Source organism: Streptomyces sp. NBC_00252, assembly GCF_036187565.1.
Lineage (GTDB): Bacteria > Actinomycetota > Actinomycetes > Streptomycetales > Streptomycetaceae > Streptomyces.
The window spans coordinates 203026-222643 of sequence record NZ_CP108087.1 but is presented as its reverse complement, the minus strand read 5'-3'; the positions used below and the strand labels follow the sequence as shown (position 1 = coordinate 222643).

The window sequence follows — 19618 nt, the reverse complement described above, 5'->3', positions numbered from 1 at the left end:
GGGTGATCACGTTCGGCGGCGACTCGCTCTTCGCCGAGCTGGAGATCTACACGCCGCGTTACCTCTACCGGGATACGCGGCCGTCACTCACGAGCGGGCCGAGCACCGTCAAGCTCGGCGCAAACGCGACCTTCACCAGCAAGTACGGGTCGGTGATCAAGACGGTGCGACTGTTCCCGGCAATCGCAACCGCAACCTCGTCCCGGTCGGCTGGTACATGGCCTTCGTGACCGACGACCAGGGGACGCTGTCCAAGGCGTTGTGGGTGCGAGTGCCGTGAGAACGCCGGTGCCGCCTGCCCGGATCGCCCTCAGAGCTCCTGAGCGGGCCAGTCCAGCAGACGGGCGCCGATCACCGCGGTCTGGAGCATGTAGCGGTGGGCGGGGTCGGCCGGGTCGGCACCGGTGAGCTTGTGGATGCGTTCCAGGCGGTATGTCAGGGCGCGCACGCTCAGCGTCAGGCGGCGGGCGGCCTCGGCGGCCACGCAGCCGGAATCGAAATAGGTGGTGAGAGTGTCGAGGAGAGGCTCGGCGCCGCCGCGGGCCGTGGTGAGTGGTCCGAGGGTGTCGAGGACGAGGTCGGCCATCGCTTGCCGGTCGCGGGTCAGTACCGGGTAGACGAGAAGGTCGGCGGCGCGCAGCACCGGCCCTTCGAGGCCGAGACGCTCGGCCAGGTCGAGGGCGTTCAGCGCCTCCTCGTACGACTGCACGACCCCGCCGGCGCCCGGTTGCGGACGTCCGACGGCGACGCGACAGCCGTCGGTGGCGGCGTACACCTGCTTGGCGAAGTGGGCGAGGACCTCGCCCTGGTGGCCGGGGGCGACACACAGCAGGCGGCCGTCCTTGGTGGTGAGCAGGATGCTGCGGTCGCCGAAGCGGGCCATGAGTGCGCGCTCCACCTGCCGGGGTACCTGGTCGCCCTCGTCGTAGGCGGCCGGGCCCTGGGCGACGGCGACCGCATGGGCGTGGGACAGACGCAGGCCGAAGCGCTCGGCACGTTCGGCGAGGCGGCCCAGGTCGCTGCGGCCGTAGAGGAGGTCGTCGATGAACTCCCGCCGGGCGGCCTCCTCCTGTCGTACGGCGAGTCGCTGGGCGCGTTCGTAGCCCTCGGCGAAGGCGTCTATCGCCTGCTTTACGGCGGCGAGTGCGATGTCGGTCGAGCCGGAGGCGCGGGGCCAGGCGAGGCGCGCGGCGGCCAGGTGTGCGCTGACGAGGTCGCGCAGCCCGTGGCCGGCGTCGGCGGCCTGTTCCCCCAGGGTGCGCCGGGACTCGATCTCCTCCCGGGTGAGGCGCCGGCCGGTGGCCGAGACCCCGGTGAGGATCTGGGCGTAGCCGTCCAGGTAGTGGTCGGGAATCCTTCGGTTCGTCATGTGGCCCCCGCGATCTTGATGCATCGGTGATGGTTTCTTAGCGGCTCACCGGCATGCAGACCCTAGTGAATGCTGCCGGGAACCGGCAATGCGGGGGCGGGGCTCGGCCGTGCAGCATGGCGTGTGGGGAGCACTGCGGATGGTTCCGGTGCCGGGCACCGGCAAGTGGTGTCCGGGCCGGAACCCGGAGGGGAGCGGTGCCCCGTCGGAGTACGAGGTGGGCAGGGGAGGGGCCGGCGATGCGGATCTTTGTGGAAGCCGCCGCGGGCCTGCCCATGATCCTGTTCACCGCCGCCCTGCTGGTGGCCGTGTGCTTCTGGCTGCTTCCCGCCGTCGGACTCGTGGACCTGGACAGCTTCGACGCGGACGCCGATCTGGACGCCTCGGGCATGGGCGGAGTGCCGGTGGCGGTCGCGGTCACTCTGCTCACGGTGCTCGCTTGGGTCCTCGGCGTCGGTGCGACCGCTCTCCTGGCCGTTCTCGCGCCGCCGGGGGCGATCGGCTGGGGGCTGCGTCTGGTGGCGACAGTCGGTGCGCCGCTCGTTGCCTGGCGGCTGACCCGCCGGTGCGTGCGGCGGCTGAGCCGTCACTTCCCTGACGAACGCGGGCCGTCCCGGCCGACTGCGCACCACGACGCCGCCTGAGCCAGAGCCCACCTGCACCGGGGCCACGTCCTCGTGCCTCGCACGTCAACCCTCCTCATGCCTAAGGACGTATGCCGTGAACGCCACTGACCTGGACGCCTGGGATGCAGCGGGATGGGAGGAGCGGTGATGGCCTACTACCTCGCGCCGCTTGCCGCCGCCCTGGTGATTGTGGCGTTCGGTACGGCCGTGCTGGTTCGCGGGGACCGACGGCGGATGCGGGCTAGGGTCCGTCTTCAAACGGATCTTGCCCAGAGTAGGAATGACGCGAGATTGACCGCTGCTTCGTAGGAGGTGGCGGTCTTGTCGTATCTGGTGGCGATGCCGCGGAAGCCCTTGAGCTGGTTGAAGCAGCGCTCGACGACGTTGCGCCGACGGTAGAGCTGGCGGTCGAAAGCGGGTGGCCGGCCTCCTCGGTAGCCGCGATTGTGGCGGTGACGCTTCTGGTCGGTCTTTTCCGGGATGGTGCATGCAATTCCGCGTTTGCGCAGGTAGGCGCGGAAACCACGAGAGCTGTAAGCCTTGTCGGCGACGACCTGGTCGGGTCTGCAACGGGGTCGGCCCAGTCCCATACGCGGGACGCGAATGCGTTCCAGGAGGGGACGCGCGCAGGTGCTGTCGTGGCGTTGTCCGGGTGTCAGCAGGACGGCCAGGGGCCTGCCGCGGCCGTCGCAGGCGAGGTGGATTTTGGTGGTCAGTCCGCCTCGGGATCGGCCGAGGGCGTGATCGTCCGGTTCGTCCGGCCGGCTGATCCCCTTTTCGGCCGGTGGCGGCCGAGTGTTGGTGGGCGCGGACGATGGTGGAGTCGATCTGGACGAGCCAGTCGATGTCGCCGACAGCGTCCGCGTCGGCCTGGATCTGCTGGAGTGCCCGGGTGAACACGCCGTCCAACGCGTAGCGGCGAAAGCGGGTGTAGACCGTCTGCCACGGCCCGTAGCGTTCCGGCAGGTCACGCCAGGAGACCCCGGTCCGGATCTTGTAGACCATCCCGTTGATGACCTGCCGGTCTGGCACGCGCGGTCGTCCCGTCGCGGCACGCGGTATGAGAGGAGCAAGTAACTCCCACTCCAGGTCGGTGAGTTCATGGCGGCGTATCACCCGACCATGATCCACCACTCAATGATCTTTGAAGACGGACCCTAGTCCGAAGGACGTACGTCCTGAGCCGTCGGTTGTATCGTGCTCGTACGACCAGCCTGCCGTTGCGGTGGACGACCGGACAGGCCGGCAGTCGGTGCATCGAGCGTGAGACAGGAGCCGAGCGTGCGCGCGCGTGACCTGGCGGTGGAGTACGAAACGGTCGGCCTTGACAGCGACGCTCTGGACGCCGCGCGGCTGATGGCCGAACAGCAACTCCCCGCGCTGCTGGTGGTCGACGAGCGGGGAGCGCCGAAGGCGATCCTGCCCGCCTCCCAGATGGTCAAGATCCTGGTGCCGGCCTATGTCGTCGAGGACCCGACCCTCGCGGCGGTGGTCGACGAGCGCCATGCCGACCGGCTGTGCGAGGCGCTCGCGGGCCGTAAGGTGCGCGACTGCCTGTCGAAGAGCACGCCACCGCCCGCCGTCGCCGCGCCCGACGACACCGCGCTGGAGGTCGCCGCGCAGATGGCGCAGGTGCGCAGCCCGTTGGTGGCCGTCGTGGAGAAGGGCGGGGCGGGCGTGCGCCTGCTCGGCGTTATCACCGCTTCCCATCTGCTGGAACGGCTGCTCGCCGCCGCTTCCTGCTGACTTCCGGGGTCAGAGCTCGTCCCGGTCCGAGTCGGTACGGATGTCGATGAGGCGAGCCAGGCCCAATTGGGTGAGCGTGGTCCGGGCACGGGCATTCGCATGCGTCACGGTCACCAGGGTGCCGTGTGGGCGTGGCGCCCGCAGTGCCCGGAAGAACGCCGCGCCCCCGTCGTTGCTGAGGTAGGTCACTTGGCCGAGATCGACTTCGAGGACACCGGGACGGGCATCGAGGGCCTCCCGCAGACGTTCGCCGACCTTCTTCGCGTTGCGTGAGGTGATTTCCCCCGCGAGGCGTAGAACGACGTGGTCCCCGTCGGAGATCACACTGACGGTCGGGTGCAGCAGGGCGTTCCGTAGACGGTGTCCGACCTCCCGTAGGCGGTGGCGCTCGTGAGGTCCGTGACCTGCGGGGGAGTGCGGCATGCGGGGCTCCGAGGGCAGAGGAGGGCCGATCGCCGACCAGACTTCCCGGCACACCTGATCGTCAGCCTAGGCGTACGTTCCGTGGGCAGCCACGCGGGTGGGGGTGTCCGACAAGAAGGGCGGCACCATTCGGTGCGCCTTGCTCCTTGCCGGAAACCGGCAAGACCGTGCATCCTGCGGTGCCTGGCAACGGCCTGTTAAAGACGCGTCAAGAACCGGTAAGGTTCCCAGTGGTGTGCCGGGAAGTCTGGTCGGCGAGCAGGGGATCGCTCTCTCTTCCGATCGGGGTAGTCGGCATGGTGCTGGTGGCGGTGTTCGGTGTCGCGTTGCTGGTGGCGGTGCTGTTGTCGGGCCTGGCGGCCCGCACGGTGCTGTCCACGTCCTTCCTCTTCCTGGCCGGGGGCGCGCTCGTCAGCGACGGTTTTCTCGGCCTGATCCACATCACCCCCGACAGTCAGATCGTCTCCGTGACGGCGGATCTCGCCCTGTTCGCGGTGCTGTTCACCGACGGCATGCACGTCTCGCTGCCGAAGCTGCGCGCCCACTGGAGGAACCCGGCGCGAGCCCTCGGACTGGGCATGCCCCTCGCCTTCGTCTTCATGGCACTGGTCACCCACTTCCTGGTGGGCCTGGACTGGACGACATCGTTCCTGGTGGGCGCCGTGCTGGCACCGACCGACCCGGTGTTCGCCTCGGCGATCGTCGGGCGCACCGAAGTCCCTGCCAAGCTGCGGCAGTTGCTGAACGTCGAGAGCGGCGTCAACGACGGACTCGCCCTCCCCGTCGTCCTGCTCCTGATCGCCGCCGCCGGTCCCACCGCGGGCAGCGCCGAGGCGTCACCCGGGAAGATCGCGGTCGAGCTGCTGCTCGGCCTGACCTTCGGTGTCGTACTGCCCCTGCTGGTCAATGTGTTGGTGCGGTTCCGGCTGCTGGGCGCGGAGGCGAAACTCCAGCCGCTGCTGCCGCTGGCGAGCGGCATCATCCTGTACGCGGCCTGCCACCTCACCCACGCCAACCCCTACCTGGCGGCGTTCTCTGCGGGCGCGGTCCTCGCCCACGTCTCACCGGAGGCGAAGACGTCCTTCGAACCGCTCGGCGAAGCCCTCGCGGAACTGGCGAAGTTCGCGGCGCTTCTCGTGTTCGGCGCGCTCCTGACCCCGAAGCTGTTCGGTGCCCTGTCGCTCGGCGGGTACGCGGCGGTGGTCCTGGCGATCTTCCTGATCCGCCCGTCCTCGCTGCTGCTGTCCCTGCTCGGCACGGGCATCTCCCGGCGGGAGAAGCTGGTGGCGGCCTGGTTCGGCCCGAAGGGCTTCGCCTCGGTCGTCTACGGACTGCTGGTCCTGCAGTCCGGAATCCCGCAGGCGGAGCAGGCGTTCACGCTGGTCGCGGTGTGCATCGCCTTCTCGATCGTCGCCCACAGCTCGACGGACGTGCCCATCGCCCGAGCCTTCGACGTCGAGGACCTGGCAGGCATCCCGGACGGAAGTGGCGACACGGACGCCCCCACAAGCACCTCACCACAAGCACTCTCGGCAACCGGAGGACCGTGAACGACTGGCACAGCTGGGCGGCGATCGTCGTATTCGCCGGTGCGTACGCCCTGATCATCAGCGAGAAGATCCACCGCGTCGCCGTCGCCCTGGGCGGCGCGGGCCTGATGCTGGCGATCGGGGCGACCGACGACGTCTCGGCGTTCTACTCCGAGGATTCCGGCATCGACTGGAACGTCATCTTCCTGCTCATGGGCATGATGATGATCGTCGGCGTGCTGAAGAAGACCGGCATGTTCGAGTACCTGGCCATCTGGTCCGTGAAGAAGGCCCGCGCCCAACCCTTCCGGGTGATGGCCATGCTCGTCGTCATCACGGCCCTCGCCTCCGCCCTGCTCGACAACGTGACCACGGTCCTGCTGATCGCCCCGGTGACGCTGCTGGTCTGCGAACGCCTCGCCCTGCCCGCGGCCCCTTTCCTGATCGCCGAAGTGTTCGCCTCGAACATCGGCGGCACCGCGACCCTGGTCGGCGACCCGCCCAACATCATCATCGCCAGCCGGGCCGGGATCACCTTCAACGACTTCCTGGTCCACCTCGCCCCGCTGTCCGCGGTCCTGGTGGTGGTCCTCGTCCTGTTGTGCCGGGTGATGTTCCGCAAGACCTTCGTCTACGACGAGGACCGCGCCGCCGAGATCATGGCCCTGGAGGAGCGCGAGGCCATCAAGGACCCGCGCCTGCTGGTCCAGGGCCTGATCGTCCTGGCCCTGGTGGTCGCCGGCTTCGTCCTGCACCCAGTACTGCACTACGAGCCCAGCATCGTCGCGCTCCTCGGCGCCGGGCTGCTCGTCGCCGTCTCCACGGCCGAGACGAGCGAGGTCCTGTCCGAGGTCGAGTGGCCCACGCTCGCCTTCTTCGCGGGCCTGTTCATCATGATCGGCGGACTGATCGACACCGGTGTGATCGACGAGGCCTCCAAGGCGCTCGCGAACGCGATCGGCACGAACGAACTCGGCGGGTCCTTGACGATGCTGGGTGCTTCCGCGGTCCTGTCCGGGGTTGTGGACAACATCCCGTACGTCGCCACCATGGCGCCCATCACCAGCGACCTGGTCCACAACATGGGCGGCGCCGGCGACCACGTCATGTGGTGGGCCCTCGCCCTCGGCGCCGACCTCGGCGGCAACGCCACCGCCATCGGCGCCTCCGCCAACGTCGTCGTCCTCGGCATCGCCGAACGCAACCGACAGCCCATCACCTTCTGGCAGTTCACCAAGTACGGCCTGATCGTCACCGCCGTCACCGTGGCCATCTCGCTCGGCTACGTGTGGCTGCGCTACTTCGCACTGGCCTGAACAGGGCTACCACCGACATCGGACAGAGATGACAGAGGCAGAGGACAGGGAGACACACATGGGTACTCCACGCGTGAGCAGTACGCCGTTGCCGGGGATCGGTGTCCGTTACGACCTGACGACACGTGAGCGGCGCCGTGTGTCGGTGGTCGCGCACCGGGACGGCGAGCGCACGCTGAACGCGTACCGCACGGACGATCCGGACGCCTGCGCCCTGTCGGTGCGGCTGACCTCGGGGGAGACGACGGCGCTCATCGGCGCCCTGTTGCCCTCGCACCACAGCCCGAATCTGCTGTCCACCACCGAACTGGGACTGGTCGCGGAGCGCGTCCAGTTGTCGGCGCTCTCGTACTGGAACGGCCGGGTGCTGGGCGAGACCCGGATGCGCACCGAGACCGGCGTCTCGATCGTGGCCGTACTGCGCCGGGCCGAGGCCGTCCCGTCTCCCACGCCGGACTTCCGGCTGGCCGGCGGGGACACCCTGATCGTGATCGGCACGCGCGAGGGCGTCGAGTCGGCCGCGGCGATACTCGGGCGGGAGTGAACCGGTGCATTCGTCCGCGAGGTTCCTGATCGAGTTCGGCGCGATCATCCTGGCCCTGGGACTGCTGGGCCGGTTCGCCGCACGCTTCCAGTCCTCCCCGATACCGCTCTATCTGCTGGCCGGGCTGGCCTTCGGGGAGGGCGGGCTGCTGCCGCTGGGCACGAGCGAGGAGTTCGTCGCCATCGGCGCCGAGATCGGCGTCATCCTGCTGCTGTTGATGCTCGGCCTGGAGTACTCGGCCAGCGATCTCGTCTCCAACCTCAAGAGCCAGTACACCGCCGGTCTCGTCGACGCCGCCCTCAACGCTCTGCCCGGTGCCGCCATGGCGCTGCTGCTCGGCTGGGGACCGGTCGCCGCGGTGGTGCTGGCCGGGGTCACCTGGATCTCCTCCTCGGGTGTCATCGCCAAGGTCCTCGGCGACCTGGGCCGCCTCGGTAACCGCGAGACCCCGGTCATCCTCAGCGTCCTGGTCCTGGAAGACCTGTCCATGGCCGTCTACCTGCCGATCATCACGGCCCTGCTGGCCGGCACGGGCCTCGCGGCCGGCAGCCTCACCCTGGCCGTCGCGCTCGGCGCCGCGGCACTCGTCCTGCTCGTCGCGGTCCGCTACGGCCGCCACATCTCCCGCTTCGTCTCCAGCGACGACCCGGAGAAGCTGCTGCTGGTCGTCCTGGGCCTGACCCTGCTGGTGGCCGGTCTCGCCCAGCAGCTCCAGGTGTCCGCGGCCGTGGGCGCGTTCCTGGTCGGCATCGCCCTGTCCGGCGAGGCGGCGGAGGGCGCGCACAGCCTGCTCTCCCCGCTGCGGGACCTGTTCGCCGCCGTGTTCTTCGTCTTCTTCGGCCTGCACACCGACCCGGCGAGCATCCCGCCGGTCCTGCTGCCCGCGCTGGCCCTGGCGGTGGTCACCGCCGGCACGAAGATCGCCACGGGGTACTGGGCGGCCCGGCGTGCGGGGATCTCGGCGAAGGGCCGCTGGCGGGCGGGCGGCACGCTGGTCGCCCGGGGTGAGTTCTCGATCGTCATCGCCGGACTCGCCGTCACCTCCGGCATCGAACCCTCCCTCGGCCCCCTGGCCACGGCGTATGTGCTGATCCTGGTCATCGTCGGCCCGCTCACCGCCCGCTACACCGAGCCCTTGGCCACCCGCCTGACCGGACGCAGGCGCGACAAGACCGCCGTTGCGGCGGACACGGGAGGCACCAGGGAGAGCACTGCCGAGGAGCCGTACGAGGTGGGCTAGGACGCAAGGAGGCCGGCGCCCTGGCCCCGTACGAGTGCGGTCCGGATCTCAATTGGGTCCGCGCGAGAGGGTGTGGCGGAGCCGCGTCTTGGACCGGGTCGGGGACTCGCCCCGGCTGTCCCGTGCGAAGGAGCCCCGGGTGCGGTCCACCAGCATGGACGTAGAAGGCCACAAGACGGAGACCGTCGAGGTCGAGGCGTCCGTTCCGCCCGCGCACTGACCTGACGGGGACGCCGGAGAAGAAGGGCACCGTATGAGCAGGTTGCTGGAAGCGGTGTGTGCGCTGACCGTCGGTGTCCTCGTTGCGCTCCTTGTATGGGGTGCTGACCCTGGTGCTGTGCGGGTGGCGTGGCGGGACGGAGAGCTGAGCGGTGTGACGGTCGTGTTCGCGGCGGCGTGTGCGCTGTGGCGCAGGCGTACCGGGCGCGGCTGGCCGGCATGGCCGCTTGTGGTGCTGCTGTGCGGTGCGGCTGTTGCGCTAGTCGTGGCGGCCATGGCCGGTTGACCGGCGCACGCAGGGTGGGGCTCTCATCTCCCTCTGGAGGCGGCTCACTCGCTCACCGAGGGCCGGTCGAGGGTTCCGCGGAAGGCGATGTCCACGCCCTGCGCGGCTGCATGGCGGGGCCGCCGACGGCCGGTGTGCCACCCAAACCCCTGACAAATGCCGGTCACTCCTGGGCGCCGGCTGCTTGTCGGTCGTCGGCTCGGCCCCCGATGTGATTCTTGAACAGTGCAAAATCAGTTCGCCAGCGCTTCGGGTAGAGGTCTCGGCCCGGCCGCGTTGCCGCCAATCTCCTGGGGTGCCTGCGTCTTACGAGACTCTGACATGGCGGGCGCCTGCTGCCGCCCCGGCCGTGCCATGCGCGACTCTGGTCTTGTTCGGCGCCCGAGAGGGTGCCGCCGCGGTATGGGAAGCGGCTGCCGTGGAACAGCGCCCCGGGCCGATCCCGGGGCGCTTGGCCGTGTTCGGTCTCCCGGCCCGGCGATGAGCGCACCGTGGGTCAGGGCAGTCGGGGATCGGTGTCGGCATCCAGGCGCACGAAGGGGATGCTGCGGCCGGCGTCACGGAAGCCGGCCTCACTCCCGTCGCCGGGCAACCCCATGAACGTGCACAGGCGTTGTGCGGTCCGGGGGTGCCGTTGTGCGTAGCCCGCCATGATCTCGGCGCCGTCGTCCGGCGTGAGGAATTGTGCCGTGACGGCGCGGTGGCGGTTGCCGACCTGGATGACGGTCTTCGGCTCAGCGTGCAGGTTGCGGTACCAGTCCGCCATCGGACCGAAGCCGGCCACGATCCAGCTGACGTGGGCCGCGTCGTGCTCCACCACTTCGAGGACAGTGCAACGGTCGAGTCCGCTGACGCGGCCGGTGTGGTGCAGCAGGAGCAGCCGCTTGCCGAAGACCCGTCCCAGCCCGCCGCGGAAGAGGAGGATCGGCAGCCGGGCGCCGAAACGCCGCCACCCGGTGGGAAGTTGGGGCCGGTGCGGGGTGCTCTGTCTGTGGGACATCTTCGCCTTCCGGAGGGTCGGACGCGGCGGCTTGCGACCTCTGTCGGCTAAAAGGCCGGGGCGAGGGCTGTTTCGCCCCAGAAACCTTTGCATAGTCTAAAGATGGGGAGGTGCGTCTGTGTCAGAAACGAAGAGGCGGCTCTTACGCGCTGCCGCACCGCTGGAGGACGATATGGGCATGGGCGGGACGGCGTCCGATTCAGCGACGCTGTCCTGGATGCCGGTGGCGGCGATGGCCGTGGTGGCCGCTGCGGACGTCGTTGCCGGTCCGGGAGTGGGATTTCTGCCCCTGGTCTCGCTGGGGCCGGCGTTCTCCGGGCTTGCCGGCGGGTGGCGGCGTACGGCGCTGATCGGCTCCGTGGCCCTGGTCCTGTGCGTAGGGCTCGGGCTGTACGACGGGCTCTTCGAGGTGCGCAGGGGCTTCACCGCGATGGTGTCGGTGGCGGGCGTGACCGGCGCCGGTATCGCGGCGGCCGTGATGCGCTCCCGCAGAGAGGCGGAGCTGGCCAGTGTGCGGTCGATCGCGGAGGTGGCCCAGAGGGTGCTGCTGCGGCCGGTGCCGCGGACCGCGGGTCCGCTGCAGGCGGCGGTGTCGTACACCTCGGCGGTCGCGGAGGCACGCATCGGCGGTGACCTGTACGAGATGGTTGCCTCGCCGGACGGGATCCGGGTGATCGTGGGGGATGTGCAGGGCAAGGGGCTGGCCGCGGTGGAGACGGCCGCCGTGGTGCTCGGTGCCTTCAGGGAGGCGGCGCACGACGAAGCCGACCTGGTCGGGCTGGGGGAACGTCTGGAGCGCAGTGTGGCCCGGGAGTTGGAGGGCGAGAAGTTCGTCACCGCGGTCCTCGCGGAGATCGGCCCGGACGGTGTGGTCGTCTTCCTCAACTACGGTCATCCGGCTCCCATGGTCGTACGCCAGGACGGCGCCGTCGACTTCCCGCAGCCGCCCGTGTACGCCCTGCCGCTGGGTCTGGGTGCACAGGGGATCGAGCTGCTGTTGTATACCGACGGGGTCAGCGAGGCCCGCGACGCGGGCGGCTCCTTCTACCCCCTCGGGGAGAGGGCGGACCTGCTCAAGGAACCCGACGCGCACCGTGCTCTGGAGGCCCTGCGCGAGGACCTGGTGCGGCACGCCGCCGGGCCGCTGCACGACGACGCCGCGATGCTCCTGCTGCGCTACCACGGTCATGGGGAAGGAAAATCTGTTCCCATCACGTGAGTGAGCAGCGACTTCGGCACGGTAGAAAGGACACATGCCGGAGCGAGAGACCCCAGCGGGGGCCATGGACGATGTCGACGAGGTCACCCGGGCGGTGCTGACCGCGTCCCGGCTGCTGGTGGCGGTCTCCGCGCGCTCGCTCGCCGCTGTCGAGGAGGGGGTGACCCTGCCGCAGTTCCGGATGCTGGTCGTGCTGTCCACCCGGGGTGCCACCAAACTGGTCGCGCTCGCCGAGCTGCTCAAGGTGGCGCCCTCGACGGCCATGCGCATGGTCGACAGGCTGATCGCCGCCGGTCTGGCCGACCGGCAGACCAACCCCGGCAACCGTCGCGAAACGATGTTGCAGCTCACCGAGGAGGGTCGACGCACGGTCGAAGACGTCACCGCCCGGCGCCGTACCGAGATCGCCGCCGTCGTCGCACGGCTCCGGCCGACGCAGCGGCTGGCACTCGTCGAAGCCCTCAACGCCTTCAACGAGGCGGGCGGAGAGTCCCCGGCCCCCGCCGCGGACGACCCGGAGCCGCACCCGCTCGGCTGGGTCGTGGACGGCGCGCTGGCGCACGACGTGTGACGGTTTGCGGCTTTTCCGTGCATTTTCGGGTGGTCGGCTTTTCTCCGTGCCCGACATTTTTTGCATAATGCAAGGAAATGGTGGGCGGGGCGCTCCGCTGCCGGATTCCGGCAACGGGCGCCGGGCGGACGTGTCCGGTCAGAGGCAGGGCGGTCGCGCCGCCGCGGCGGCACCATGGGCGGTCGCCGACGGACCGGGAACGACACAAGGGGTGCAGGGGAATGCGCGGATGGCGCCGTTTCAGGGCACCTGCCGAGTCGCACCTCATGGCGCATCTGCGTACGTCGGTGTGGGGGCCCGCGGAGTTCGTCGGGACGCCGCCCCGCCGGCTGGTCGGCGAAGGGCTCCTTGCGGGAGTCCTGGGTGCCGCCGCGATCATCGCTGGGACGCTCTTCGGGGCGTGGACGGGGGGTCCTCCCTGGCTGGCGGCGAGGCGGGCCTCGTGTGTGCCGCAGCCCTCGCCCTGTACCTGTCCGTCGTGGGGGTGGGACGTGCGCTGGTCGGCATCGTGGCGCTGCTCGGTGTGTGCCTCGCCCTCCAGGCGCCGCAGGCCGCCGCGGGCGTCGTGCTGATGGAAAGCGGACGGGTGCAGACGGTGGTGGTGACGTCGATCGAGAGCAGCCCGGCTGCGGTTGGTGGACGTGGCCGTTACCTCTGCGCGGTGGCTCGCCGGGACGGTTCGCCGCTCACGGTGCGCATCTGGCGCGGGTGCGGGCAGGCGACCCGTCCAGGAGACGCACTCACCGTCGTCTACGACCCCCAGGGGCACGTGGCCCCGCGCGGAATGGAAGCAGGCGCCGGGATGGCGGGAGCGCTGCGTGACCTGGCCCTGTGGGCCGTCTCCCTCGTGGCCGCGAGCGTGATCGCCGTCGTCCGCTCCTACCGGCTCTCCGTGCCTCCCGTCGCCTTGGCGTCTCCCGGGCGGGGCGCCACCACGCATCGTTGATCATGCGGCTGTGGGGCTGGGTGTGGGCGAGGTGGTGTTGACGTTCAGGTCGGGGCGGGGGGTGAGGGCGATGAGGGGTGCGCCGGCCTGCGGTGGGGGCGGGGTGACCTGGTCCTTGGGGAGTTTGGGCGGGGTGCTCTGCTGGAAGTTGACCTGGTCGAAGTTGACCACGCCGGTCTTCTCCAGCACGGTGATGTGGTCCAGGACGGTGTCGTTGGCGAGGTCGGCGAGCGCGCGGACCATGGTGTTCGTGGTGGTGGCGCGGATCTTGGCGATGGCCGGGAAGATCTGGCCGTGGGTGACGCGCATGATGTTGGCGGCGGTGGAGTCGAACTGTGTGCCTGACTGGGCCGCCGAGGTTGCCACGAACTGCTGCTGCTGAGGGCTGGCCTGGTTGGGCAGGGTGATGTTCAGCTCGGGCGCGATCCTGCGGCACAGCTCGTCGAGGCCGGCATGCCCGACGATCAGATGCCGGCCGGCTTCCCGCATCTCCTCCGTGGAGCCCTTCTTCAGCGCCAGTTCGCCCAGGGGGTACTCCCACAGTCCGGCGGAGCGGACCTTGACGACGAAGTCGCGGTCGGCCTCGGTGAGCGGACCGTAGCGGGTGTTGGCGATGATGCGTGAGGGGTTGCCGGAGGTGTTCTGCACGCCGAGCATCGCGGGGTAGGCGAGGGCGCTGAGGGTCAGGCCCAGGGCGCCGATCACGAAGACGGTTCCTGCCGTGTTGCGGGAGAGGGGCATGCGGCCTCCAGGTGTGAGCGGCTCGTATGCCAGGGGGTACGGACAGGCTGGAGCATCCGATCATTGCTCTAGGTAAAGTTTGCATGCTGCCGAGTGGCGTGCGTCACATGCGTGGGGTCATCCGCTGGTGGGGGAGGCGGACGGTGAGGGTGTCGCGGCAGGGTCCGCCGGGCCGGTCGGTACTCCGGCGGTCGGCAGTCCGGGAGGCACGGTGAGGGCGACCATGGGTGCCCCCGGTTGCGGCACCGGTGGTGTGACCTGGCTGGCGGGCAGCTTCGGCGGGGTCGTCTCCTGGAAGTTGACCTGGTCGAAGTTGACCAGCCCGGTCTTCTCCATCTGGGTGATGTGGTCCAGCACCACGTCGTTGGCCTGGTCGGCCAGCGCGCGCACGAGGGTGTTCTTGGTGGTGGAACGGATCTTGGCGATGGTGTTGAAGATCGAGCCGTGGGTGATGCGCAGGGTGTTGGCGAAGTCGGTGTCGAACTGCTTGCCCGTGTCCGACTGGAACGTCGCCAGGAAGCCCTGCTGCTGTGGGGTGGGCTGGTTGGGGATGGTGATGTTCAGCTCGGGGGCGATCTTCCGGCAGGAGGCGTCGAGGGCGGCGTGCCCGATGACCAGGTGTCGGCCGGCCTCGCGCACGGCCGCGGTCGTCCCCTTCTTCATGGCCAGGTCCCCGGAGGGCCCCTCCCACAGTCCGGCGGAGCGCACGAAGACCACGAAGTTGCGGTCGGCCTCGGTGAGCGGACCCCACTGGGTGTTGGCGATCACGCGCGCCGGGTTGGTCGACACGTTCTGGACGCCGAGCATGCTCGGGTAGGCCAGGGCGGCGAGCGTGACGCTCAGGGCTCCGCCCACGAAGACGGTTCCGAGCGTGCTGCGCGAGATGGGCATCGTGCCTCCTGGAGCGGACAGCGGGTACGTCGGCAGGTACGGGCCCGCAACGGAAAGAGAACCCTTGCTCCAGGTAAAGATTGCACTATGCCAAGTTCTTGATGGGTCCGGGAGCCATGGATGCCCGACGCCGTGACCGAAAGCAATCACCGGAGTGCTGGGGGCGGGCCGGGGAAACGGCAGCCGCGAGCGGTCGGCTACGCGGTGGCCGGGGCTGTCGAGTGCAGGGCGCGCAGCGCACTCTGGTGGCTGAGCCAGCCGACCGGTTCGCCCTTCTCCCCCTCCAAGACCGGCACGCCCGTGCCGCTCGCGGACACCAGGTGGTGCAGGGCCGTGGCCAACGGCTCGTCGGCCGTGACGGAGGCCGGCGGTTCGGCGAATTCGCCGACCTGTGTGGGCGCTCCGTCCGGCTGCTCGGCCAGCGCCTCGGCGACGGACTGGGCGGTGACCATGCCGAGGTAGCGTCCCGAGGCGTCCCGTACCGGCAGTGCGCCATGGCCGGAGAAACTCAACAGGTCGGCCGCGTCGCCGAGCCCGATGGACGCGGGCAGGGCCGAGGGCAGCGGTTCCATGACGTCGGCGACCCGCTGCCCACCGAGCCGGGCGCCGGACGCGGGGCCCTCCAGATCGATGCCGCGACGGCGCAGCTTGAGCGTGTAGATCGTGTCGTGGGACAGCAGCCGGCTGGTGGCGGTGGCCAGCACGATCGCCAGCATCAGCGGCAGGATGATCGAATACTCGCCCGTCAGCTCGAAGAGGATCACCACGGCAGTGATCGGAGCCCGGGCCGCGCCGGCGAACACGGCACCCATACCGACCAGTGCGTACGCGCCGACCGCGCCTGCGGAGTGGGGCAGCAGGTGGTGGACACCGATGCCGTACGCCGAGCCGAGCATCGCCCCGATGAACAGGCTGGGGGCGAAGACCCCGCCGGAGCCGCCGATCCCGATCGTGAGGCTGGTCGCAAGCATCTTGCCCGCCAGCAACATGAACAGGAAGCCGACTGCGTAACCGCCCTCGGTCGCCTTCTGCAGCACGGGGTAGCCGACACCGTACATCTGCGGCAGGGCCAGCAGGAGCAGGCCGAGCGCGAGGCCGCCGACGGCCGGGCGCAGCCACTCAGGGCCGCGCCAGACCCAGTCGCAGACGTCCTCGATCAGATACAGGAACCGCGAGAAGCCCACCCCCACCACGGCGGCGCCGACGCCGAGCGCGGCGAACAGACCGTACTGGGCGAGGTGGTCGACGTGGAAGTCGGGGAGGCTCAGGAAGGCGGCGTTGCCGAACGCGGCCCGTCCGATGACGCTCGCGGTCACGCTGGCCAGCACGGTGGCACCGAACGCCTCCGCGGTGAAGGTGCCCAGGATCAACTCCATGGCGAAGAACACGCCGGCCAGCGGTGCGTTGAAGGTGGCCGCGATGCCGCCCGCCGCACCACATGCGACCAGCAGCTTCATCCGGCCCTCGGTCACCTTCGTCACCCGGCCCAGGGTGGAGCCGAGCGCCGAGCCGATCTGCACGATCGGCCCCTCCCGGCCCACCGAACCACCCGAGCCGATGCACAGAGCGGAGGCGAGCGTCTTGACGACGGCGACCTTGGGGCTGATCCGTCCGCCGCGCTGGGCGACGGCCAGCATCACCTCGGGCACCCCGTGCCCGCGTGCCTCCTTGGCGAACCGGTTCACCAGCGGCCCGTACAGCAGACCACCTACCACCGGCGCCAGGAGTACGAAGTACGGGCCCAGCCACGGCACGTGCGGATTGCTCGCGCCGGGGGCTGCCGCGTAGTCGCCATGGCCGGAGAACAAGCGGGTGAACGTCTTGATGCACCAGCGGAAGACCACTGAGCCCGCTCCGGCTCCGGCGCCCACCACGACGGCCAGGGCCATCAGACCCCAAGGGGCGGTACGCAGTCCCGCGATCCTCGGTGTTGGCGGGAGACCCCTCGGTGCGGTGCTGGGCACGTGCTGCTCGTCCCTTGCTGCCGGAATGGCACTCATCGCTTCCCCTTCCATACCTTTGCATTATGCAAAGCAAGTCAAGGGTGCACGTCACAGGGGTGAGCCGGGTGGTGCTCTGCCGGGGAACGCCGAGCGTGGGGCGCTGTCCTCTCTGTGGGCGGTCAGCCCGCGTCGGCGCGGGTGGGTCGGACCGTCGACCCGCACCGGAGCTGTCGGCGGCAGCTATGTGAGGTCGCAGCGCATGGCGCATGGCGCGGCCTCTTCCTGGCACGCCACTCGCGTTGTCACCTCAAAATGCCCGTCGTTCAGGGGTTAGGGGCGCATCAGGATTCCCGGTCGCCTGATGGCTTCGGGCGAGCGGCGTCAGAAGTACGTCAAGATCGTGCGCGGTGCTGGCCGGGAGAGGAGCGGCAGAGGGATTCTTGCCTCGTCGGCGCAGTGACGCGTCGCGCCCGTATGGGCGGCCTCTTCGGGCATGGGCCGCCCCTCGCTTCCGTGAGGTGGTGGATCATGCGGATCACCCTACGCGACCGGATCGCCCTGGCAGCCGCCCTACTGGCTCCGTTAGTCGTCGCCCTCGCTCTGGCTCCGGTCCGCTCCCACATGACGTCCGCGAACCTGGCGCTGATCCTCGTGGTGGTCGTCGTCGCGGTCGCCGCGCTGGGCAGCCGGACGGCCGGGGTGGTGACCGCGCTGTCGGCGGCCGCGTGGTTCGACTTCTTCCTCACCCGTCCCTACCAGCGGTTCACCATCGCCGACAGCGACGACATCATCACCACGCTCCTGCTGCTGGCGGTGGGCGTGACCGTCTCCCAACTGGCCGCCCACGCCCGCACCCTGAAGCTGGTCACCATCACCGACGCGGCTCATCTGGCGCGGATCCACGAGACGGCGAACATGGTCCAGGCCGGAGCCTCGCCGTATGCCGTCGTGGACCAGGTACGGCTGCAACTCGTCGAGATCCTGGGACTGCGTGGCTGCCGCTTCGAACACGGGACACTGCTGGGCAGGCACCCCCGTCTGGAACAGGACGGCATGCTGACCGTCGCCCGGGCCCACTGGGACCTGGACAAGGACGGCTGGCCCGGTGAGGAGATCGAACTGCGCGCCTCGGTCGGAGGCCGCTACATCGGCCGGTTCACGATGCAGCCGGAGCCAGGCACGCCGCCGCCACCTCTGCAGGCACGTCGGGGCGTGCGTGTGACGCCGCTCGTCAGTTCTGCGTCGGTGGTGGGAAGGGGAGTGGCTGGTTTGAGCGGAGGTGCTCCTTCAGAGCCTGTTCGGTGTTGCTCACGTGCAGGAGCGCGGCGGCCTGGCTGAGGGCGCAGTCGCGGGTGGCGAGGGCCGCGTAGATCGCCTTGTGCTCGGCGAGGGTGCGGCCGGCGGCCTGGTCGTCGACCAGACCGCGCCAGATCCGCGCGCGCAGCGTGCGACCGGAGACGCTCTCCAGGAGGGTGAGCAGGGTCTCGTTGCCGGTCGCGGCGACTACGGCGCGGTGGAATGCGGCGTCGTGCGAGTTGAGCAGTTCGACGTTGTCGCGGGCTTCACGCATGGCGTCCAGGTGGCATTTGACTTCGGCCAGCTGGTCGTCGGAGATCCTGGTGGCGGCCAGCGCGGTGGCGACGGGTTCGAGGAGCCGACGTACCTCCATGAGGTCCTGCAGGGCGGCCGAGTCGCTCTGCAGGAGCTCCACCGCGCCGCCGAGCCCTTCCAGGAGCAGGCTGGGCTGCAGGCTGGTGACGTAGGTGCCGTCGCCCCGGCGGACCTCCAGGACGCGGGCCACGGCCAGTGCCTTGACCGCCTCACGCGCGAGGTTGCGGGACAGACCCAGTTGGGCCGCCAGGTCTGCTTCTGGGGGGAGTTTCGATCCCGGAGGCAGCGCACCCGTGCGGACAAGCTCACGGATCTGATTGATGGCCTTGTCCGTCAGAGACACGTCGAACTCCTCGCCCCGGCGCCCGCGCCGGGTACGTCCGGCCTGATCAGCCCTTGGGTACGGAGATCGTCCCAGAGGCCGTCGGGAATGTGTTGCTGGTGGAGTTCCACGTTCTGCCTGACCTGTTCCGAAGTCCTCATACCGAGGGTGACGTTGATGATAGTGGGATGAGTGTGCGGGAAGGCGATCGCAGCCCTGGGCAGGTTCGTCCCATGTGCCGCGCAGACGTCGGCGATCGCCCGCGCGCGGGCGACCAGAGGCGGCGGAGCATCCTGATAGTCGTACTTCATGCCCTCGTTGGGCCGGTCGCGGGAGAGCAGCCCCGAGTTGAACACACCGACGGCCACCACGCTCTTGCCGAGTTCCTCGGCGGCGGGCAGGACGTCGTCCAGCGCCGACTGGTCGAGCAGCGTGTAGCGCCCGGCGAGCATCACCACGTCGGCGTCGGTCTCGCGCAGGAAGCGGGCGAGCATGGCCGACTGGTTCATGCCGGCGCCGATCGCGCCGATCACTCCTTGGTCGCGCAGTTCCGCCAGAGCGGGCATGGCCTCGTCGGCGGCCTGCTCCCAGTGGTCGTCCGGGTCGTGCAGGTAGACGACGTCCAGGCGGTCGAGGCCCATCCTGTCCAACGTGGCCTCGATGGAACGCAGCACCCCCTCCCGGCTGAAGTCCCACTGGCGGCGCAGATCGTCCCGTACGACGAAGCCCTCGCTGTCGACGCCCCGCGGATGCTCGTTGGGGACCAGTAGCCGGCCCACTTTGGAGGAGACTACGTATTCGGTACGGGGCCGCTGCCGCAGGGCGGTGCCCAGGCGCAGCTCGGACAGGCCCAGGCCGTAGTGCGGCGCCGTGTCGAAGTAGCGGATGCCGGCTTCCCAGGCGGCTTCGACCGCGGCGCTCGCGTCCTCGGCCGGGGTGACCCGGTACAGGTTGCCCAGGACGGAGGCCCCGAAGCCGAGGCCGGTGAGTTCGACAGCGGTGTTCCTTATCTGTCGGCGTCCGGCGGTCCGGTGTCTCAACTGTGCTCCTTGCGACTTGGGGGTGCGGGTGGCGCG

20 protein-coding genes and 1 pseudogene are annotated in these 19618 nt (G+C 69.8%); 12 read left to right on the top strand and 9 right to left on the bottom strand.

All coding sequences use genetic code 11. The annotated features are described in order from the left end of the window. Positions 1 to 139: 139 nt before the first annotated feature. A pseudogene (locus OHT77_RS44935) lies at positions 140 to 280 on the top strand (galactose oxidase-like domain-containing protein); the annotation flags it as partial. A gap of 30 nt (positions 281 to 310) precedes the next feature. Here the strand turns inward: OHT77_RS44935 and OHT77_RS00905 are convergent. Then, positions 311 to 1369 (bottom strand): PucR family transcriptional regulator, encoded by a 1059-nt coding sequence (locus OHT77_RS00905; protein WP_328825946.1) that lies wholly within the window; start codon positions 1367 to 1369, stop codon positions 311 to 313. A 239-nt stretch (positions 1370 to 1608) separates the two neighbouring features. Here OHT77_RS00905 and OHT77_RS00900 point away from each other — a divergent pair, with 239 nt between their 5' ends. Continuing rightward, on the top strand, positions 1609 to 2013 hold the full coding sequence (locus OHT77_RS00900; protein ID WP_328825945.1) for a hypothetical protein: 405 nt from the start codon (positions 1609 to 1611) through the stop codon (positions 2011 to 2013). 236 nt (positions 2014 to 2249) lie between these two features. Here OHT77_RS00900 and OHT77_RS00895 read toward each other — a convergent pair. Then, positions 2250 to 3111 (bottom strand): IS5 family transposase gene (locus OHT77_RS00895; RefSeq protein ID WP_443047871.1). Its coding sequence is split into 2 segments (ribosomal slippage): positions 2250 to 2744 and positions 2746 to 3111, totalling 861 coding nucleotides; the frame shifts between segments, so codons are not numbered across the junction. A gap of 165 nt (positions 3112 to 3276) precedes the next feature. Between OHT77_RS00895 and OHT77_RS00890 the strand changes: the two genes are divergently transcribed. Further along, positions 3277 to 3741, top strand: a complete 465-nt coding sequence (locus OHT77_RS00890; RefSeq protein ID WP_328834112.1) for a CBS domain-containing protein — start codon at positions 3277 to 3279, stop codon at positions 3739 to 3741. Between the two features lie 9 nt (positions 3742 to 3750). Here the strand turns inward: OHT77_RS00890 and OHT77_RS00885 are convergent, their stop codons facing one another. Then, positions 3751 to 4164: an STAS domain-containing protein gene (locus tag OHT77_RS00885; RefSeq protein WP_328825944.1), complete on the bottom strand. Its 414-nt coding sequence runs from the start codon at positions 4162 to 4164 to the stop codon at positions 3751 to 3753. 296 nt (positions 4165 to 4460) lie between these two features. On the opposite strand from OHT77_RS00885, the gene OHT77_RS00880 reads away from it, so the two are divergent. From OHT77_RS00880 to OHT77_RS00860, 5 genes are all read left to right on the top strand, one after another. Further along, complete coding sequence (locus OHT77_RS00880) at positions 4461 to 5714, top strand: cation:proton antiporter (RefSeq protein WP_328825943.1); 1254 nt, start codon at positions 4461 to 4463, stop codon at positions 5712 to 5714. Then, entirely contained in the window at positions 5711 to 7009 is a 1299-nt protein-coding gene (locus OHT77_RS00875; protein WP_328825942.1) for an ArsB/NhaD family transporter, read from the top strand. The genes OHT77_RS00880 and OHT77_RS00875 overlap by 4 nt, the downstream gene beginning before the upstream one ends. 58 nt (positions 7010 to 7067) lie before the next feature. Continuing rightward, on the top strand, positions 7068 to 7553 hold the full coding sequence (locus OHT77_RS00870; protein ID WP_328825941.1) for a cation:proton antiporter regulatory subunit: 486 nt from the start codon (positions 7068 to 7070) through the stop codon (positions 7551 to 7553). Between the two features lie 4 nt (positions 7554 to 7557). After that, positions 7558 to 8793, top strand: a complete 1236-nt coding sequence (locus OHT77_RS00865) for a cation:proton antiporter (RefSeq protein WP_328825940.1) — start codon at positions 7558 to 7560, stop codon at positions 8791 to 8793. Between the two features lie 88 nt (positions 8794 to 8881). Next, on the top strand, positions 8882 to 9013 hold the full coding sequence (locus tag OHT77_RS00860) for a hypothetical protein (RefSeq protein WP_328825938.1): 132 nt from the start codon (positions 8882 to 8884) through the stop codon (positions 9011 to 9013). A 781-nt stretch (positions 9014 to 9794) separates the two neighbouring features. On the opposite strand, the gene OHT77_RS00855 is transcribed toward OHT77_RS00860, so the two are convergent. Beyond that, positions 9795 to 10298 carry a nitroreductase family deazaflavin-dependent oxidoreductase gene (locus OHT77_RS00855; protein WP_328825937.1) on the bottom strand — a complete coding sequence of 168 codons (504 nt, stop codon included), beginning with the start codon at positions 10296 to 10298 and terminating at the stop codon, positions 9795 to 9797. Positions 10299 to 10470: 172 nt separating this feature from the next. On the opposite strand from OHT77_RS00855, the gene OHT77_RS00850 reads away from it, so the two are divergent. From OHT77_RS00850 to OHT77_RS00840, 3 genes are all read left to right on the top strand, one after another. Further along, positions 10471 to 11517, top strand: a complete 1047-nt coding sequence (locus tag OHT77_RS00850; RefSeq protein WP_328825936.1) for a PP2C family protein-serine/threonine phosphatase — start codon at positions 10471 to 10473, stop codon at positions 11515 to 11517. Positions 11518 to 11551: 34 nt separating this feature from the next. Beyond that, complete coding sequence (locus OHT77_RS00845) at positions 11552 to 12088, top strand: MarR family winged helix-turn-helix transcriptional regulator (RefSeq protein ID WP_328825935.1); 537 nt, start codon at positions 11552 to 11554, stop codon at positions 12086 to 12088. A gap of 400 nt (positions 12089 to 12488) precedes the next feature. Next, positions 12489 to 13034, top strand: coding sequence for a hypothetical protein (locus tag OHT77_RS00840; RefSeq protein WP_328825934.1), 546 nt, complete (start codon positions 12489 to 12491; stop codon positions 13032 to 13034). On the opposite strand, the gene OHT77_RS00835 is transcribed toward OHT77_RS00840, so the two are convergent. From OHT77_RS00835 to OHT77_RS00825, 3 genes are all read right to left on the bottom strand, one after another. After that, on the bottom strand, positions 13035 to 13775 hold the full coding sequence (locus tag OHT77_RS00835; protein WP_328825933.1) for a DUF4142 domain-containing protein: 741 nt from the start codon (positions 13773 to 13775) through the stop codon (positions 13035 to 13037). It abuts the gene before it with no gap. A 117-nt stretch (positions 13776 to 13892) separates the two neighbouring features. Then, complete coding sequence (locus OHT77_RS00830) at positions 13893 to 14666, bottom strand: DUF4142 domain-containing protein (RefSeq protein ID WP_328825932.1); 774 nt, start codon at positions 14664 to 14666, stop codon at positions 13893 to 13895. 197 nt (positions 14667 to 14863) lie between these two features. Further along, positions 14864 to 16555, bottom strand: a complete 1692-nt coding sequence (locus OHT77_RS00825) for a chloride channel protein (protein ID WP_328834111.1) — start codon at positions 16553 to 16555, stop codon at positions 14864 to 14866. Between the two features lie 582 nt (positions 16556 to 17137). Between OHT77_RS00825 and OHT77_RS00820 the strand changes: the two genes are divergently transcribed. Next, positions 17138 to 17947 carry a DUF4118 domain-containing protein gene (locus tag OHT77_RS00820; RefSeq protein WP_328825931.1) on the top strand — a complete coding sequence of 270 codons (810 nt, stop codon included), beginning with the start codon at positions 17138 to 17140 and terminating at the stop codon, positions 17945 to 17947. On the opposite strand, the gene OHT77_RS00815 is transcribed toward OHT77_RS00820, so the two are convergent. Together OHT77_RS00815 and OHT77_RS00810 are read right to left on the bottom strand one after the other, a co-directional pair. Then, positions 17841 to 18563 carry a FadR/GntR family transcriptional regulator gene (locus OHT77_RS00815; RefSeq protein WP_328825930.1) on the bottom strand — a complete coding sequence of 241 codons (723 nt, stop codon included), beginning with the start codon at positions 18561 to 18563 and terminating at the stop codon, positions 17841 to 17843. The genes OHT77_RS00820 and OHT77_RS00815 overlap by 107 nt on opposite strands. After that, positions 18554 to 19582, bottom strand: coding sequence for an aldo/keto reductase (locus tag OHT77_RS00810; RefSeq protein WP_328825929.1), 1029 nt, complete (start codon positions 19580 to 19582; stop codon positions 18554 to 18556). The genes OHT77_RS00815 and OHT77_RS00810 overlap by 10 nt, the downstream gene beginning before the upstream one ends. Positions 19583 to 19618 lie beyond the last annotated feature (36 nt).

Coding starts and splice junctions, on each gene's coding strand:
- OHT77_RS00905 (WP_328825946.1), bottom strand. CDS start 1,369: ATGACGAACCGAAGGATTCCCGACCACTACCTGGACGGCTACGCCCAG.
- OHT77_RS00900 (WP_328825945.1), top strand. CDS start 1,609: ATGCGGATCTTTGTGGAAGCCGCCGCGGGCCTGCCCATGATCCTGTTC.
- OHT77_RS00885 (WP_328825944.1), bottom strand. CDS start 4,164: ATGCCGCACTCCCCCGCAGGTCACGGACCTCACGAGCGCCACCGCCTA.
- OHT77_RS00880 (WP_328825943.1), top strand. CDS start 4,461: ATGGTGCTGGTGGCGGTGTTCGGTGTCGCGTTGCTGGTGGCGGTGCTG.
- OHT77_RS00870 (WP_328825941.1), top strand. CDS start 7,068: ATGGGTACTCCACGCGTGAGCAGTACGCCGTTGCCGGGGATCGGTGTC.
- OHT77_RS00855 (WP_328825937.1), bottom strand. CDS start 10,298: ATGTCCCACAGACAGAGCACCCCGCACCGGCCCCAACTTCCCACCGGG.
- OHT77_RS00850 (WP_328825936.1), top strand. CDS start 10,471: ATGGGCATGGGCGGGACGGCGTCCGATTCAGCGACGCTGTCCTGGATG.
- OHT77_RS00845 (WP_328825935.1), top strand. CDS start 11,552: ATGCCGGAGCGAGAGACCCCAGCGGGGGCCATGGACGATGTCGACGAG.
- OHT77_RS00835 (WP_328825933.1), bottom strand. CDS start 13,775: ATGCCCCTCTCCCGCAACACGGCAGGAACCGTCTTCGTGATCGGCGCC.
- OHT77_RS00830 (WP_328825932.1), bottom strand. CDS start 14,666: ATGCCCATCTCGCGCAGCACGCTCGGAACCGTCTTCGTGGGCGGAGCC.
- OHT77_RS00825 (WP_328834111.1), bottom strand. CDS start 16,555: ATGGCCCTGGCCGTCGTGGTGGGCGCCGGAGCCGGAGCGGGCTCAGTG.
- OHT77_RS00820 (WP_328825931.1), top strand. CDS start 17,138: ATGCGGATCACCCTACGCGACCGGATCGCCCTGGCAGCCGCCCTACTG.